The organism is Gammaproteobacteria bacterium (assembly GCA_027296625.1).
Taxonomy (GTDB): Bacteria; Pseudomonadota; Gammaproteobacteria; order JAKEHO01; family JAKEHO01; genus JAKEHO01.
The window spans coordinates 97,963-114,904 of sequence record JAPUIX010000183.1 but is presented as its reverse complement, the minus strand read 5'-3'; the positions used below and the strand labels follow the sequence as shown (position 1 = coordinate 114,904).

General features: G+C 56.3%; 16 protein-coding genes and 1 pseudogene. 11 read left to right on the top strand and 6 right to left on the bottom strand.

Features of this window, described 5'->3' with window-relative positions; translation table 11 throughout:
- Positions 1-23: 23 nt before the first annotated feature.
- Genes yidC through rpmH form a run of 4 tightly spaced genes read right to left on the bottom strand, consistent with a single transcriptional unit; the run spans position 24 to position 2,395 of the window.
- Positions 24-1,673 carry a membrane protein insertase YidC gene (gene yidC, locus O6944_11980; GenBank protein MCZ6719853.1) on the bottom strand — a complete coding sequence of 550 codons (1,650 nt, stop codon included), beginning with the start codon at positions 1,671-1,673 and terminating at the stop codon, positions 24-26.
- A complete protein-coding gene (yidD, locus tag O6944_11975) occupies positions 1,660-1,902 on the bottom strand; it encodes a membrane protein insertion efficiency factor YidD (GenBank protein MCZ6719852.1) in 243 nt (80 codons plus the stop codon). Before yidD ends, yidC begins: the two co-directional genes overlap by 14 nt.
- Positions 1,887-2,249 (bottom strand): ribonuclease P protein component, encoded by a 363-nt coding sequence (rnpA, locus tag O6944_11970; protein MCZ6719851.1) that lies wholly within the window; start codon positions 2,247-2,249, stop codon positions 1,887-1,889. Before rnpA ends, yidD begins: the two co-directional genes overlap by 16 nt.
- 11 nt (positions 2,250-2,260) lie before the next feature.
- A complete protein-coding gene (gene rpmH / locus O6944_11965) occupies positions 2,261-2,395 on the bottom strand; it encodes a 50S ribosomal protein L34 (protein MCZ6719850.1) in 135 nt (44 codons plus the stop codon).
- A gap of 187 nt (positions 2,396-2,582) precedes the next feature.
- Here rpmH and dnaA point away from each other — a divergent pair, with 187 nt between their 5' ends.
- From dnaA to gyrB, 3 genes are all read left to right on the top strand, one after another.
- A complete protein-coding gene (dnaA, locus tag O6944_11960) occupies positions 2,583-3,929 on the top strand; it encodes a chromosomal replication initiator protein DnaA (GenBank protein ID MCZ6719849.1) in 1,347 nt (448 codons plus the stop codon).
- Positions 3,930-4,138: 209 nt separating this feature from the next.
- Positions 4,139-5,239, top strand: coding sequence for a DNA polymerase III subunit beta (dnaN, locus tag O6944_11955; GenBank protein ID MCZ6719848.1), 1,101 nt, complete (start codon positions 4,139-4,141; stop codon positions 5,237-5,239).
- Between the two features lie 249 nt (positions 5,240-5,488).
- Positions 5,489-7,906: a DNA topoisomerase (ATP-hydrolyzing) subunit B gene (gene gyrB / locus O6944_11950; protein MCZ6719847.1), complete on the top strand. Its 2,418-nt coding sequence runs from the start codon at positions 5,489-5,491 to the stop codon at positions 7,904-7,906.
- A 34-nt stretch (positions 7,907-7,940) separates the two neighbouring features.
- Here the strand turns inward: gyrB and O6944_11945 are convergent, their stop codons facing one another.
- The gene (locus tag O6944_11945) at positions 7,941-8,381 is read right to left on the bottom strand and encodes a phosphoribosyltransferase family protein (protein ID MCZ6719846.1); all 441 of its coding nucleotides are present in this window, start codon (positions 8,379-8,381) and stop codon (positions 7,941-7,943) included.
- A 90-nt stretch (positions 8,382-8,471) separates the two neighbouring features.
- Positions 8,472-8,645 (bottom strand): annotated as a pseudogene (locus O6944_11940) (double zinc ribbon domain-containing protein).
- Positions 8,646-8,800: 155 nt separating this feature from the next.
- On the opposite strand from O6944_11940, the gene bioB reads away from it, so the two are divergent.
- The 8 genes from bioB (at position 8,801) to ctaD (ending at position 16,827) form a co-directional block, all read left to right on the top strand.
- On the top strand, positions 8,801-9,778 hold the full coding sequence (gene bioB / locus O6944_11935; protein ID MCZ6719845.1) for a biotin synthase BioB: 978 nt from the start codon (positions 8,801-8,803) through the stop codon (positions 9,776-9,778).
- A gap of 41 nt (positions 9,779-9,819) precedes the next feature.
- Complete coding sequence (gene bioF / locus O6944_11930) at positions 9,820-10,983, top strand: 8-amino-7-oxononanoate synthase (protein MCZ6719844.1); 1,164 nt, start codon at positions 9,820-9,822, stop codon at positions 10,981-10,983.
- Positions 10,980-11,759 (top strand): pimeloyl-ACP methyl ester esterase BioH, encoded by a 780-nt coding sequence (gene bioH, locus O6944_11925; protein MCZ6719843.1) that lies wholly within the window; start codon positions 10,980-10,982, stop codon positions 11,757-11,759. Before bioF ends, bioH begins: the two co-directional genes overlap by 4 nt.
- 34 nt (positions 11,760-11,793) lie before the next feature.
- Positions 11,794-12,657 carry a malonyl-ACP O-methyltransferase BioC gene (bioC, locus tag O6944_11920; GenBank protein ID MCZ6719842.1) on the top strand — a complete coding sequence of 288 codons (864 nt, stop codon included), beginning with the start codon at positions 11,794-11,796 and terminating at the stop codon, positions 12,655-12,657.
- Complete coding sequence (gene bioD / locus O6944_11915) at positions 12,657-13,346, top strand: dethiobiotin synthase (protein ID MCZ6719841.1); 690 nt, start codon at positions 12,657-12,659, stop codon at positions 13,344-13,346. Before bioC ends, bioD begins: the two co-directional genes overlap by 1 nt.
- Before the next feature lie 189 nt (positions 13,347-13,535).
- Positions 13,536-14,003: a DUF2244 domain-containing protein gene (locus O6944_11910; protein MCZ6719840.1), complete on the top strand. Its 468-nt coding sequence runs from the start codon at positions 13,536-13,538 to the stop codon at positions 14,001-14,003.
- 66 nt (positions 14,004-14,069) lie between these two features.
- Entirely contained in the window at positions 14,070-15,212 is a 1,143-nt protein-coding gene (coxB, locus tag O6944_11905; GenBank protein MCZ6719839.1) for a cytochrome c oxidase subunit II, read from the top strand.
- Positions 15,213-15,252: 40 nt separating this feature from the next.
- Complete coding sequence (gene ctaD, locus O6944_11900) at positions 15,253-16,827, top strand: cytochrome c oxidase subunit I (protein ID MCZ6719838.1); 1,575 nt, start codon at positions 15,253-15,255, stop codon at positions 16,825-16,827.
- Positions 16,828-16,942 lie beyond the last annotated feature (115 nt).

Here is a 16,942-nt window from a genome sequence, read left to right as displayed (position 1 = left end):
AGGCGATCGGTGATCGTGTGCAGCTAAGCATGTTGGCCCACTTGCGCAATCCTCCGTGTAATCAGCCACTGCTGGGCGATCGATAGAATGTTATTAACCAGCCAGTAAAGGACCAATCCGGCGGGAAAAAACGCGAAAAAAAACGTGAAGATGACTGGCATCAACTGCATTACTTTCGCTTGCACAGGATCGATCGGAGCAGGATTAAGCTTCTGTTGCAAAAACATGCTGACACCCATCAAGAGCGGCAACACAAAGTACGGATCACGCGTTGATAAGTCATGAATCCATAACATGAAGTCAGCCTGGCGCAGCTCCACACTTTCGAGTAACACCCAATATAGTGCAATAAACACTGGAATCTGCACGACGATTGGCAAACATCCGCCGAGTGGATTGATCTTTTCCTCCTTATACAATTCCATCATCGCCTGATTCATGCGCGCTCGGTCATTCCCAAAGCGTTCCCTTACCGCCATCATCCGTGGTTGGACCCGTCGCATATTTGCCATGGAACGATAACTTGCCGCGGAAAGCGGGAAAAATAGTGCTTTTATGACGATCGTAACGAGCACAATCGCCCAACCCCAGTTGCCAGTAATTACAAACAGCTTTTCCAATAACCAAAACAACAGCTGACCAATAAACCACAACCAACCATAGTCGACCGTCAAATCCAAATCGGGAGCGATCGCCGCAAGCGTTTTCTGAATCTTAGGCCCTACATATACCCTAAGCTGAAAAGTTCCTCGCCCGTTGGGTGCAATCGCTTGTTCAGGACCATACAATCCCGCAATGTAGCGACCGTCCCCAAGTGCCAAAGTGTAATAATGGTATTCTCTACCAGGATCTGGTATCAGGGCGGCGACAAAATAATGTTGCAACATGGCAATCCAGCCATCTTTGATATTACGACTTAAGTTCTGCTCCTCCATTGCCTTAAATTTGATCTTTTCGTAGCGGTTGTCTGGACTTGAGATGGCCGCGCCTGTGTATGTGTAGATGAATCTTGAATTACCATTATCGCTTTCATTGCGTTGCAGCTGGCCGTAGAGGTGGCCTCTCCATGGTTTCTGTGTACGGTTATCCACCTCATAGGACATATCAATCAAGTAACTGCCACGCTGAAAGGTATACACCTTTGTAACCGACAGGCCATTTTCGGAATGCCAGGTCAGAGGGATACGTATCTCGTCGCTGCCTTCTTCAAGACGATACTCTGTCTCAGCCACCTGATAGACAGCGTGATGGGTGGGAGCTGGATCATGGGTACGAAACCCGCCCTGCACGAGAAAGATCATTGGGGGCGTATCGTTCAACAATTGGAACGGTTCATCAGGCTGTTTCACCGAGACGGGGTACTTCAAGAGTTTTGCGGTGCGGATATCCCCCCCTCGGGTATCGATCTCTACGTCCAGAACGTCGGTGTGAACATAAATACGCTGAGCACTTTCAAGTGGACTTTGAACGGTTTCCTGGAGCGCTTCAGGACTCTCCGGTTGCTCCTCTGAAACCACGGTTGGCACATCGGCTGGTCCTTCGACCGCCTCCGGGCTCGCGACTGGCGCTTCGCGTCCCGAGGGAGCTATTCCATACTCTTGCTGCCAAGCCTGCCAGATCAACAGCGAGACAAGTCCTAAGGAAACAACGAGAATTAACCTAGTGGTGTCCATCGAGGTGATTGACCGCTGTTGTTGGTACCGGATCATAACCACCGGGATGAAAAGGATGGCATGCACACAACCGGCGGATAGCAAGCCATGCTCCCCCTAAGGGCCCATGTTGTTCGATCGCCACTCTCGCATACGACGAGCAGGTAGGATAGAAGCGACAACGCGCGCCAAGAAAGGGACTTAGAGAATACGAATACAGCCGAATGAGGCCGATCAGGAATCTTTGCATGGAACTAGCCTTTGCCAGTGATGTGACAGGGATGATAACAGTGACTGTTTAGTAAACCCCGCTGTCGACTTACGCGCAATAACTACAACATCCAGTCCACGCAACTCAGCCTGGTGATTGCGGAAACTCTCCCGCACAAGACGTTTGATGCGGTTACGGTTTACTGCCGTTTTGATATGGCTTCGAGAAATGGCAAAGCCCAGACGCGCATGATCAAGGCCATTTTCCCTGGCCAACACAATGAGACATCCATCAACCGAACGACAAGCTGATTCAAAGACGCGTTGATAGTCCTTTGGGCGAGAAAGTCTTGCCTCCTTCCCAAAGCATCGAACTCTCCGATCCACAACGGGATATTCTACGCGCTAAGCCTCTTCCGTCCCTTAGCTCTGCGCGCTTTGAGGACCAGTCGGCCAGCTTTCGTGCTCATTCTTGCACGAAAACCATGTCGACGTTTTCGCTTGATTCTGCTCGGCTGGAAGGTCCGCTTCATGGCTAAAGACTGATATGGTCGAATGAAAATAACCAGAAATAAAAGCAGTGAATGTTAATCGTCATTAAAATCAATTGTCAACATTCCGGCTGTGAGAAAAATCGAAAACTGGGTGTGGATAAGTGGCCGCATCGGGTATAAACTTCTCCCACTCTTCCGGCGTCCTTTCAATCCAGGGGGTTAAATTGTGGGGGTCTCATTGTGGCAGCAATGTCTCGAACGCTTGGAAGGAGAACTCTCGCCACAACAATTTAATACCTGGATTCGTCCACTCCACGCCATTGACGACGGTGGCGTTTTACGCCTATTGGCTCCCAATCGCTTCGTTTTAGACTGGGTCAATGAACAATATTTTTCACGAATCAAAGAGCTTCTCGGCCAGACACAAGACGGCGGCGGTTATAACGTACGCATCGAGGTCGGCAGCCGGACACCGAAAGCGCCACGAGTATATCAGGCCGACCCCTCGCTCACGACAACGACTGAGCTCAAAAGGCGTAATGAACGACGAAACGTCACAGGCCTGAATCGTCATTTCACCTTTGAAAATTTTGTCGAAGGAAAGTCCAATCAGCTCGCGCGAGCTGCCTCGCTCCAAGTTGCTGAAAATCCTGGGGACGCCTATAACCCATTATTCATCTATGGTGGGGTCGGTTTAGGCAAGACACATCTCATGCACGCCATCGGCAGTGTGATCATGCAGCGTAACGGAAGTGCTACGGTCACGTACTTACACTCGGAACGCTTCGTTGCAGACATGGTCAGGGCGCTTCAGCACAATGCGATGAATAAGTTCAAGCGCTATTACCGGTCCGTTGATGCCTTGTTGATTGATGACATTCAATTTTTCGCGGGCAAGGAACGCTCGCAGGAAGAGTTTTTTCATACCTTTAACGCACTACTCGAGGGTCAACATCAGATCATTTTGACCTGCGATCGATACCCTAAAGAGGTATCGGGCCTTGAAGAGCGATTGAAATCCCGCTTGGGATGGGGATTGACTGTGGCAATCGAGCCGCCGGAGCTGGAAACACGGGTGGCCATCTTGAAGAGCAAGGCCAGCCAGGCCCATATCGCGCTGCCTGATGAAGTGGCCTTTTTCATCGCGAAACGCTTTCGCTCTAACGTCCGCGAGCTTGAAGGTGCATTAAACAGAGTCGTCGCCAATGCTCGGCTAACGGGCAAGCCCTTCACATTGGAGTTTGCCAACGAGGCCCTCCGGGATCTGTTGGTCCTGCAAGAAAAGCAGGTCACGATTGAAAATATTCAGAAGACCGTGGCGGAGTATTACAAGATCCGAGTTGCCGAGCTTTTGTCGAAACGCCGCAGCCGTTCAGTGGCCCGTCCGCGTCAGGTGGCCATGGCGCTCTCCAAGGAACTCACCTCGCACAGTTTGCCCGAGATTGGGGACGCCTTTGGGGGACGAGACCATACAACCGTCCTGCATGCCTGCCGAAAGATTGCTGATCTGAGAACCACAGAACAACGCATCAATGAAGACTACGTTAATTTGGGTAGAATACTCACAGCTTAACGTGGATTTTCTGTGGATAAATACTTTATTTATAAAAAGGTTAGCGTATTGTCCACTTTTCCACAGGATTCTTGGCCCAGATCACAGGGAAACACACGAGATCTTCCACAGGTCATGTATTTGTTTTATAAGATAATTTGTATGTAATCTTTATTATTAATGCAACTAACAACAGTATATTCAACTTATATAAAATAGATCTAGTAATAATGAAATTTACGATCCCAAGGGAAAAACTATTCGCGCCAGTGCAGACGGTAAATGGGGTCGTAGAACGTCGCCAGACATTACCCATTCTGTCTAATCTGTTGTTGGTTGCTCAAGATAATGCGCTATCGCTAACAGCGACCGATATGGAGGTGGAGTTGGTTGCTACGGTTGAGCATCCGGTTGAGTCACCAGGGGAGATTACGGTTCCAGCCCGCAAGTTACTCGATATCTGTCGAGCGCTGCCGGATGAGGCAACCGTGGCATTTGAAGTGGTGACGGGGCGCGCTGTGATCCAATCAGGGAAGAGTCGATTTACGCTGGCTACCTTGCCGGCGGAAGAATTTCCCGCAACCGAGGTTCAGGAGCCCATTGTGCACTTTACGATTGCGCAGAATGTCCTCAAGGAACTCATCAGCAGCACCCATTTTGCGATGGCGCATCAAGACGTTCGTTATTTTCTCAATGGGCTGATGCTAGAGATAAGCAGCGGACAAGTCCGGGGCGTGGCGACGGATGGCCACCGGTTGGCGCTGTGCGATACGCCCGTTGGAGTGGATGTGGGGGAGCCGCTCCAGGTCATCGTCCCGCGCAAGGGCGTACTGGAACTCGCGCGCTTGTTAGACGACCGTGACACGGAGGTGGCTGTGGCAGTGGGACGCAACCATATTCAGATTACCTTTGCTGAGCTACGCTATACGGCCAAGCTTATTGACGGGCGTTTCCCTGATTATCAGCGGGTGTTACCCGCGCTACAGGATGAGGTGCTCATGGGGGATCGGACGGTCTTGCGTCAAGGCCTGACACGCGCCTCCATCTTATCCAATGAGAAGTACCGTGGTATCCGGTTGCTGTTGCAGGCAAATAGCATGCGGGCCTTGGCGCATAATCCCGAGCAGGAAGAAGCGGAGGAGGAGATGGAGGTGGAGTACGGCGGAGAGGAGATGGAAATTGGCTTTAACGTGTCGTATTTGCTGGATGCGCTTGCGGCGATCAAAACCGCTAAGGTACGTCTGTCCGTATCGGATCCCAACAGCAGCTGTCTCATCCTGCCGGAGGATTCCACAAGCTGCCAATATGTCGTGATGCCCATGCGTTTATAGCGGGGTCCTGGCCGTCGCCATCGTCGGTATCCCCGTTTCCAACGGTGTCCCTTGCAAGGTCCAATGGCGCATCGGGGCGAGCGGCTCCAGATTGAGGCAACAACGTGGTGGCCGTCGTAGGTCGTTGTGGTTAGGGCGGTTCGGACGGTGGTTCCACGTGAAACATCCGAGGCCGCGCCCGTTTCACGTGGAACATGGGCCGAGGCGGTCGATGGTATAATAGATCGGTTTACCAAGATGAGCAGAAATATGACAGCGGAAGCGGCGTACGACTCCTCAAAAATCAAGGTCTTAAAGGGGCTCGATGCCGTTCGTCGCCGTCCGGGCATGTATATCGGCGACACGGAGGACGGGACGGGCTTACATCACATGGTTTTTGAGGTGGTCGACAATTGTGTGGATGAAGCGCTCGCCGGTTATTGTACAAAGATAACGGTTCGTATCCATAGGGATGAGTCTGTGACCGTCACTGACAACGGTCGTGGCATCCCGGTCGGTATCCACGAGGAAGAAGGCCGCTCGGCTGCCGAGGTGATCATGACCGTTCTGCATGCCGGCGGTAAGTTTGATGACCGTGCTTACAAGCTAGCCGGTGGTCTTCATGGCGTGGGTGTATCGGTCGTCAACGCCCTATCCGAGCATCTCGAATTGACAGTCCATCGTGACGGTAAGTGCCACCGGCAGGAATATCGCCACGGCAAGCCCGTCGCTCCACTGGCGGAGATTGGCAGCTCGGAGCAAACGGGCACGGAAATTCGCTTTCGCCCCAGCGCAAAGGTCTTTAAACAGCGGGAGATCCACTACGATATTCTGGCTAAGCGCCTGCGGGAGGTCTCGTTTCTGAACTCGGGCACCCGCATCGAACTCACCGATGATCGAAGTGGCAAGCGGGATGTATTTGAATATAAAGGAGGAATCAGCGCATTTGTTAGTCATCTCAATCGCAACAAGACCCCACTCCATGAGAGCGTCATTGACCTACGGGCCATGAAGGAGGGCATGGGCGTCGAAGTCGCAATGCAGTGGAATGATTCTTATCAAGAAAACATCTTCTGTTTTACGAACAATATCCCCCAGCGAGATGGCGGTGCGCACCTGGCTGGGTTCCGGGCAGCGCTGACACGAACCCTCAATTACTACATCGAAAAGCAGGGGATCGCCGCGAACGCCCGTGTGGCAGTCAGTGGCGACGATGTTCGAGAAGGTTTAACTGCCGTGCTATCTGTGAAAGTGCCCGATCCGAAATTTTCCTCACAGACGAAGGACAAGTTGGTTTCCAGTGAGGTGAAGGCGGTCGTTGAGTCAACCGTGGCGGCTAAGCTTCAGGAGTTTTTGCTGGAGCGCCCGTCGGAGGCCAAGGCGATCAGTAACAAGGTAATCGAGGCCGCGCGGGTTCGCGAAGCGGCACGAAAGGCCCGTGACCTGACAAGGCGAAAGACAGCGCTCGATGTGGCCGGGCTGCCCGGGAAACTGGCAGACTGTCAGGAAAAGGATCCTGCCGATTCGGAGATCTTCATCGTGGAGGGTGACTCCGCCGGGGGATCGGCAAAACAGGGCCGGGACAGGCGAAACCAGGCGGTGCTCCCTTTGAAGGGGAAGATCTTAAATGTGGAAAAAGCCCGTTTTGACAAGATGTTATCGTCCGTGGAGATTGGGACCCTGATCACAGCGCTCGGCTGCGGGATTGGGCGGGATGAATTTGATGTGACGAAGCTACGGTATCACCGAGTCATCCTCATGACCGACGCGGATGTGGATGGCTCGCACATTAGGACGCTTCTGTTGACGTTTTTCTACCGGCAGATGGCCAGCCTCCTCGAACACGGGTACATCTATATTGCCCAACCGCCGCTCTACAAGGTCAAAAAGGGCAAACAGGAGCAGTATTTGAAGGACGACGGGGCGCTCGATAATTACTTAATGAAGACCGCGCTGGATGGCGCAAAGCTCAGGCTTAGCGCCCGGGCAAAACCGTTGGCGGCGGACGCCTTGGCGAGCTTTGCGAACGCCTACCTTGCGACGACAAGGGCGCTAGAGTGCTTGGGGCGTCATTATCGTGTCGAGATCATCACTCAGATCGCCGAAATGCCACCCATGGCGGCGGAGACCTTGGCGGACAAGCGGGTAGCCCAGGATTGGTTTAAGGCCTTGGAACGACGACTCGCCCATGGGGCCACAAGCACCACCCGGTTCGCGGCGGATCTCATCCAAGGCGATGTAGGGAAGGCCTATAAAGGGCGGGTCCGGGCGGTGATTGATGGCATGGAGGTGGAAAATGCCTTTGGGCCGGATTTCTTCTCATCTGCGGAATACGAGGGGCTGATGTCGTTGACGCGAAAGGTCGGCGGCCGGTTCGGCGAAGGGGCCATCGTTGAACGCGGGGAACGCAGCACGGCGATTGACAGTGTTAAACAGGGATTTGACTGGTTATTGGGCCAGGCCCGGCGCGCAGTCCACGTCCAGCGCTACAAGGGACTCGGGGAAATGAACCCCACGCAACTCTGGGAGACCACGATGGACCCCGCGACGCGAAACCTCCTCCAGGTTCGGATCGAAGATGCGGTAGCGGCGGATGAGATCTTTACCACCCTGATGGGCGATCAGGTGGAACCGCGCCGTGAGTTTATCGAGCTCAATGCACTCTCGGTCGCCAACCTCGATACCTAAGATCTAAGCCGCCAATGAAGGGCGTATGGCCCGCTCAGGCGTCGCGCACCGTGCGAGCGCAGACCCATAAATCAACCTGTTTAATCCCGGTTCGACGTAATGCCCGTGCCAGGGCCGCGGCGGTGTGCCCGGTGGTGATGACGTCATCGACAATCGCCACGTGCTTGAACGGTAGCGGTTTACGCACCCGAAACGCCCCACGGACATTACGGGCACGTTGCTTCGCCGGGAGGACCGTCTGCGCAGCCGTATTGCGGGCGCGGATACAAGAAGTGAAGTCCAGTGGTATCGACAAGGCTTTGGCGACGGGCCGTGCGATTTCCAATGCCTGATTGAAGCCACGCGCTGTCAAACGTGCCCGGTGCAGCGGGACCGGCACAAGGCACTGGGGTGTTAACGCTTGATGGGTAGACACCCCATGGGCCAAGAGTGCGCCAAATTCACGGGCAATGGCCAAATGTCCCTTGAACTTCATGCGCTGGATCAGCCTATCGATGGGGTAGGCATAACAAAAAAGGGCGAAACAGGCGTGAAAGGGGGGCGGCCGCTTGGTGCACTTGGGGCACGCCACGGGCACAGGCAAGGGCAGGGCACATCGTGGACACGCGGTGCCCACAAAAGGGAGATCGGCAACGCAGCCAGGACAAAAGCCCATGGGGCCGTTAGTCGGTGCCCCGCATAAGAGGCACAGTCGCGGCAGGACATGTCGGGCCGCGCGGCGGAGCCAGATGTTAACCATATAGCGTGTCGACTGGTTGACAGAGCGTGGGGCTTGGCTATCATGGCACTAGCGTGCCCTAAGACACGATAGCCTTGGAACTTGGGTGCTGCAAGTGGGGCAGGACGGGGGCGGGCGGATACGCTGTGAAGTGGGAACAAAGTCAATCACCGAATGTGAGCCAGAGCGCCCAAAACAGCGAGAACTGGGGGGAAATACGCCACGATTGGGGCCTTGATGAGGTCCTGCGGCTGTTTCAAAGGCCCCTCAACGACCTCCTTTTTGATGCGCAGATGCTGCACCGGCGTCATTTTGACCCCAATACGATTCAATTGAGCACCCTTTTGAACATTAAAAGCGGCGGCTGCCCCGAAGACTGCGCCTATTGCCCGCAAAGTATCCGTTACCGGACGGGCCTTGAGGGCACACCCCTGATGGGCCTAAGCGAGGTTCTGACTGCCGCCAGGCGGGCCAAGGCCCAGGGTGCGACGCGCTTCTGTATGGGGGCTGCCTGGCGCAGTCCAAAGAACCGGGATCTCGATCAGGTGTCAGCGATGGTAGCGGCGGTCAAGGCGCTGGGCCTTGAGACCTGTGTAACCCTGGGCATGCTTAGCCGAGACCAAGCCAAACGGCTCAAATCAGCCGGGCTCGATTTTTATAATCACAATCTTGACAGTTCAGCAACGTTCTACGAGACGATCATCACTACCCGGACCTATGGGGACAGGCTCAAGACCCTTGAACATGTGCGTGAAGCCGGGATCCGCGTCTGTTGTGGCGGCATTATTGGCATGGGCGAGGACGTGCACGATCGGGCAGGCCTCTTGGCAACGCTGGCTAATCTGCCCAGCCATCCGGAAAGCGTGCCGATCAATCTGCTGGTACGGGTCGAGGGAACCCCGTTGGCGGCGACCGGTCTGACGGACCCGCTCGATCTTGTGCGGACGATTGCTGTTGCCCGATCCCTGATGCCGGCCTCGGTTGTGCGCCTCTCTGCTGGGCGCAGGGAGCTCTCGGATGAGGCCCAGGCATTGTGTTTCTATGCCGGCGCAAACTCCATCTTCTACGGCGACAAGCTCTTGACGACCGATAATCCGGAAGTGGCGCGCGATCAGCTGCTGTTTCAGCGCCTCGGACTCAGGGCGTTACCGTGACATATGCGCGTTGCGCCCGATCCTCGTGAAGGTGGGCGGAGGTGTCTGCGTCATTGGACAATACCTTGGGTGCTGCACTCAAGGTGCGGAAAAAACAGCGATTGCTGCGTGTCCGGCAAGTCTACGATGGCCCACAGGGCGCCGAGCTCACGATCGCAGGGCGCCGCTATGTCAATTTTTGTAGCAATGATTACCTGGGCCTAGCCCGGGATCCGGCGCTGAAGCGAGCGCTCTCGGACGGGGCGGCGCGGTTCGGTGTTGGCAGCGGGGCGTCGCCTCTTGTCTGTGGTCACAACAGCTCCCATCAGGCACTTGAAGCGGAGCTAGCGACCTTTACGGGCCGAGAGCGCGCCCTGGTGTTCTCAACAGGCTACATGGCAAACCTTGGCGTTGTCTCGACGCTTGCGGGGCGCGGGGATTGGGTGGTCGAGGACCGCTTGAACCACGCTTCGCTCATCGATGCCGCTATCCTGTCCCGGGCTCGGCTCCGGCGTTATCCCCATGTTGATGTGGCAGCTCTTGAAAGGATCCTTGCGCAAAGCGCCTCACAGAATAAGTTAGTACTTACTGACGGGGTGTTCAGTATGGATGGGGACCGCGCCCCTCTAGCGGCGATTGCACGCATCTGTGCCCGCCATGGGGCGTGGCTGATGGTGGATGATGCCCACGGCATGGGTGTGCTTGGGAAGACTGGTGCCGGCAGCCTCGAGGTGGTAGGTCTCGGGATGGAGGCGGTGCCGATCTTGATGGGGACGTTTGGCAAGGCATTTGGCGTGTTCGGGGCCTTCGTCGCGGGCTCCCATGTCCTGATTGAGAGCCTCATTCAGGCGGCGAGATCTTATGTCTATACCACCGCCCTGCCGCCGGCGTTGGCTGAGACCATTCGAGTGAGCCTCCGCCTGGTGCGTGCCGGCTCGGAACGCCGGAAACACCTTTCGGCCTTGATTGGCCGTTTCACCACGAAGGCGGCTGAACGCGGCCTGCCGCTTACCGGTTCTGATACGCCGATCCAACCGCTTATTCTCGGCGAGCCAAGCAAGGCCGTTGCGGTAAGCGAGGCGCTCAAGGCGCGTGGCATCCTCATTGTCCCCATCCGCCCGCCGAGCGTCCCGAAAGGGACCGCACGCTTGCGGGTGACACTCTCCGCAGCGCACAGCGAGGACCAGGTTGATCATCTGGTTGATGCCTTGGCTGCGGTGCTGTGAGTGCCTTGCGGCTCCATGTCAAGCAGCGGGGTTCCGGCCGGTACGTTGTGTTGGTGCACGGCTGGGGTCTCGATAGCCGTGTCTGGGATACATTTCGGGGCAAACTCGCAGATGGATGGCGGGTGGTAACCGTCGATTTGCCAGGGTATGGGCGGAGCCCGTGGAATGCCGGCGCCACGTCCCTGAATCCTATGGCAGAAGCGCTGGCGGAGGCGTTGCCGAAGGACGCGGTGTGGGTAGGGTGGTCGCTCGGGGGGCTTGTGGCAAGCCATGTGGCGTGCCGCTACCCCGAGCGTGTCAGGGGCCTGGTGCTGATTGCAAGCGCCCCCCGCTTTTCGGAGGCCCCGGGCTGGGGCTGTGGCATGGCCACGCCCGCCCTTCGCGCATTTGCCAAGGCACTGCGGGAGGATAGGCTGGCCACCCTTGAGCGTTTTGTCCGACGGGTGGCGCAGGGAGGGGCCAGGGCCCGGTTCGTTGTCCGTTACCTTAGGGCGCGACTCGGCGATGACTTGCCGGATCGCGGGACCTTGCTCGCGGGGCTAAAGCAACTCGAGGAGGCCGATCTGCGCAGTAGTTTCGTGCGCATCAATTGTCCAGCACTGCAGGTTCTGGGGGCGGCCGACGAGTTGCTTCACCACAACGCAGGGCTCGCCACCCGGACCCTTCACCCTGCCCTCGTCACTGAGGTGATCCCAGGGGCGGCTCACGCGCCGTTTATCTCCCACCCGAAACAAACGCTGAGCGTACTTAAGAGGTTTCTTGATGGATTGCGCTGATTTGGGGCCGTACCACTTGGAGAAGGGCAAAGTCATGGCGGCCTTTAATAGGGCGGCCGAGCGCTATGAGGACGAAGCGGTGCTACAGCGCACGGTAGCACAGTCTATGGTGGAGCGCCTCGCGTTAGTCAAGATCAATCCTGTGTGGATACTGGACGTGGGTGCCGGTACAGGCACCGGTGCGCGGCTGCTGGCGAAACGCTACCGTGGTGCCCGGATAATCCAACTGGATATCGCTTGGCATATGCTCCGCGTTGGCAAACGCTATGCACCGCGTTTCTTTTCAAGGCAGCATTTTGTGCAGGGGGATGCCGAGATCCTGCCGATTCCCAGTCGTTCGGTCGATATGGTCTATGCGAACCTGATACTGCAATGGTGTAACAACCTAGACCAAGTGTTCGGTGAGTTTCGCCGGGTCCTGCGGCCCAGTGGCCTCTTGATGTTCACGACCTTCGGCCCGGATACGCTAAAAGAGTTACGGGAAAGCTGGCGGGCTAGCGATGAATGTATTCATGTGAGTGCCTTTGTGGATATGCACGACATTGGTGATGGCCTGATCCGGGCGGGACTTGCCGAGCCGGTCATGGACGTGGAGTACTTCACGCTCACCTACGCCGATGTCTATCGCTTGATGCGGGAGCTGAAGACCTTGGGATCCCACAACGTGGCCACCGGCCGGCGCCATAGCCTGACTGGCAAAGGGCGGCTGAAACGCATGATCGATGCCTACGAGGCCCACCGGCAAGGCCACTCCATACCTGCAACCCACGAGGTCATCTATGGGCATGCCTGGGCACCAGCACCAGGGCATGAGCCCAATGAGGCGCCGCCTGGTGTTGCGACCTTCCCTATCGCCGAGCTGAAGCGCCGGCGCACAGGCAGGCCGGAGAGGCGATAATGGCGACGGCGCAGGGCTACTTCGTCACCGGCACGGATACCGGGGTGGGCAAGACCTGGGCGACCTTGGGCTTGATGTGCGCACTGAAGGCGCGGGGTTTGACGGTTGCCGGGATGAAGCCCGTCGCCAGCGGCTGCCGGACGACGCCCGCGGGGCTTAGAAATCCGGATGCCGAGTTGATCGGCAAGGAGGCCAGTCAGGCCTTTCCCTATGAGATGGTGAACCCCTATGCGTATGCCCCTGCGATTGCGCCGCATATTGCGGCCGGGGATGCGGGCGGGGCAATCGAGCTGTCCCGTATTCTCGCAGCCCACCAGAATCTCGTGGCCGGCGCGGACTTCATCGTCGTGGAGGGCGTTGGTGGCTGGCGTGTGCCGTTGAACGATCACCAAGGGATCGCGGACCTCGCGCGGTGCCTCGCTCACCCGGTGTTGCTGGTCGTGGGTCTCCGGCTCGGGTGTATCAGCCACGCCTTAATGACGGCGGAGACGATTGCTGCCGACGGCGTGGTGCTGGCCGGGTGGATTGCGAATCAACTGGATCCCGCCTATGAACGATCGAGTGAGACGGTGGAAACGCTACGCCGCAGGCTTCCGGCCCCTTTGTTAGGGCAACTCCCATGGATCGAATCCTTGGATGTGTCAGCCCTCGCAACGCGCTTACGTGAGGCGGCCGAGCGGCTATGTTGATTAGGGGATCATTGGTGTTTTAGCGTTGTCACGGGGTTCTGCCGCCCCCGCGGCAGAACCCTTGCAACATCGTGTGCCTTTGTTGCATATTAACTCTCGAGTGGGTTAGTATCGCGAGCTGTTTTTGTGTGCGTAATATCACCCGGCGCGCGCATTAAAATAAAGGAGGCCGCGCGTTTGGTTTCAAGCGTGGGCGATCTAGGTAGGTCGAGTTTTTCCTTCATAATTCGGCCCAATCAGTCTCTGTCCTGGCGAGGGCTTGTGCTCTTTTATGTGGGCATTGTGGCCTTCTCGATGACGATTGCGCTGGCGTTTTATGCGACGGGCCTGTGGATGGTCCTGCCCTTTTCGGGTCTGGAGATGTTAGCGTTAGGTGCAGCGCTTTATGTCTGTGCCTGGCGCGGGGAGATGCGCGAAGTCATCTCTATTGACGAGCAACGCGTGGCTGTCGAAAAGGGGCGCCGACGCCCGGCCGAGCGGCATGAGTTTCAGCGAGGCTGGGTACAGGTTGTACTACAGGGTTCACGCACAAGTTGGTATCCAACCCGATTGCTGATTCGTTCCCATGGGAGGGAAGTTGAGGTGGGGGCGTTCCTTAATGAACAAGAACGGCGGGGGCTGGCGAGAGCGCTCGCCAAGGCATTGAAGCCGAACTAAGAAAACCGAATCATCGTAGTCGAACGAGAATAATGAGGATCAACTGCCCAAGCTGAGGAACTCGGCATGTCTCTCAATAACGTAAAACGTTGGCTTTTGGTAATCGTGCCACTGCTCTTTCTGATTTTGGCGCACGAGGTCAAGGCAGAATATGGGCTCAACATGACCAAGGGCGTGACGCCACTTAGCCACATTGTCTATGACCTGCACATGCTGGTCCTGTGGATCTGTGTGGTTATTGGCATTGTCGTTTTCGGCGCGATGTTCTGGTCGATCCTTCATCATCGTAAAGCCAAAGGCGCCGATGCCGTCCAGTTTCATCACAACACCACCATCGAGATTGTCTGGACGGTGATTCCTGCCTTAATCCTCGTGGCCATGGCCTATCCGGCGACGAAGACCTTGATCGCGATGGAGCAGACGGGGGATGCCGATGTTCTTATCAAGGTCACGGGTTATCAGTGGAAGTGGCAATATGAGTATTTGAACGAAGACATCAGTTTCTTTAGTAACCTGGCGCAATCCAGCAGGGAAGCGGCCCCACTCGATTCCGGGATCGACCCCTGGGACGTCCCGCACTATCTCAGGGACGTTGACAAGCCGGTTGTCGTTCCGGTCAACCGAAAGATCCGTTTTTTGATGACCGCCGCTGACGTCATCCACGCCTGGTGGGTACCCGCCCTGGGCTACAAGAAGGATGCCATCCCGGGCTTCATCAATGAAACCTGGGCGCTCATTGAGGAACCGGGCACCTACCGCGGGCAGTGTGCGGAGCTCTGCGGCAAGGGGCATGCGTACATGCCCATTGTGCTGGTGGCCAAGGAAGAGTCAGAATACAAGCAATGGGTTGCCGAGATGAAGGCGGCCCAGGCCGCGGAGAGTGCGGGGGCGAGTAAGACTTGGAGTAAGGCCGACCTCATGGGCAAAGGCGAGGCGGTCTATGGCACGAATTGCGTTGCCTGCCACCAAGCCAATGGCGAGGGGATCCCGGGTGTGTTTGCAGCCCTTAAAGGTAGCCCCATTGCCACGGGCCCCATTAAAGATCACATCAACATCGTATTGAACGGTAAGGCGGGGACCGCCATGGCGGCCTTTGGCGCGCAATTGAGTGACGTTGATCTCGCTGCCGTGATTACCTATGAGCGTAACGCCTGGGGCAACGACACGGGCGATGTCGTGCAGCCCTCAGAGGTGAAAGCGGCACGTTGAAATGAGGCCCTAGCGTATTAAGGACGCGGAGGAAAATTAAATGAGTGCAGCAGTGGTCCACGAGGCACATCACGAACACCATCCCAGCGGCATTACCCGTTGGCTCTTTACCACCAACCACAAAGACATCGGTACGCTTTACCTGTTTTTCGCTTTGCTGATGTTCTTTGTCGGCGGCTCCATGGCCATGGTCATCCGCCTGGAGCTGTTCCAGCCGGGACTTCAGTTTGTGGACCCGCTCTTTTTCAATTCCATGACCACCATGCACGCGCTCATCATGATCTTCGGGGTCATCATGCCGGCTTTTGTGGGGCTCGCGAACTGGATGGTGCCCATGATGATCGGCGCACCAGACATGGCCCTACCGCGTCTCAATAACTGGAGCTTCTGGATCCTACCGTTCGCCTTCACGTTTTTGTTGTCGCCCTTTTTGATGCCCGGAGGCGCGCCGAATGCCGGCTGGACCCTCTATGCCCCCTTGATCCTGCAATATGGTGTCGGCTTCCCCTTTCTGATCTTTGCGATTCACCTGCTGGGAATGTCGTCCGTCCTGGGCGCCATCAATATCATTGCCACCATTTTCAATATGCGCGCGCCGGGGATGACGTTTATGAAGATGCCGCTGTTTGTCTGGACCTGGCTGATCACGGCCTTCCTGCTGCTTGCCGCGATGCCGGTGCTGGCCGGTGCGGTAACGATGCTCTTGATGGATAAGTACTTCGATGCGGCCTTTTTCTCGGCCGCAGGCGGCGGTGACCCGGTGATGTTCCAGCACATCTTCTGGTTCTTTGGGCACCCCGAGGTCTACATTTTGATCCTGCCGGCCTTTGGAATCATCTCGCAGATCGTGCCGACGTTTGCCCGCAAGCCGTTGTTCGGTTACGAGTCCATGGTCTATGCGACGGCATCCATCGCCTTTCTCTCGTTCGTTGTTTGGGCACACCATATGTTTACGGTGGGTATGCCGCTGGGTGGCCAGCTGTTCTTCATGTACACGACGATGCTGATCGCAGTTCCCACGGGGGTGAAGGTCTTCAACTGGGTAACGACCATGTGGAAGGGGGCGATGACCTTCGAGACCCCCATGCTATTTGCGGTCTCCTTTATTATTTTGTTTACGATTGGAGGGTTTTCCGGGCTGATGTTGGCGATGGTGCCCGCTGATTTCCAATATCACGATACCTACTTTGTGGTGGCCCATTTCCATTATGTGTTGGTGACCGGCTCGTTATTCGCCATCATGGCGGCGGTGTATTTCTGGTTGCCGAAATGGACCGGGCATATGTATGACGAGACGTTGGGCAAATGGCATTTCTGGTTGTCGGTCGTCTCCGTAAATGTCCTGTTCTTCCCGCAGCATTTCCTCGGGCTGGCGGGGATGCCGCGGCGGATACCTGACTATTCGGTTCAGTTCACCGAGTTTAACCAGATCTCCAGCATCGGCGGATTCGCCTTTGGTCTGACCCAGCTGCTGTTTCTCTATATCATCTTTAAGACGATACGCGGTGGCGTCCAGGCGAGCGAAAATGTCTGGGAAGGGGCCAAGGGGTTGGAGTGGACCCTCGCATCGCCACCGCCTTACCATACATTTACCACAGCGCCAGAGGTGAAGTAGTCTGGCTTCATCAAGGCGGCAGTTGAGGGGGTCCGTAGAGGTAATGAGGGCCATGGGTGATCTTGAAAAAAGTCAACGATTGCGCACCGCCAATGTGCGGATTGCTGTCGTGCTC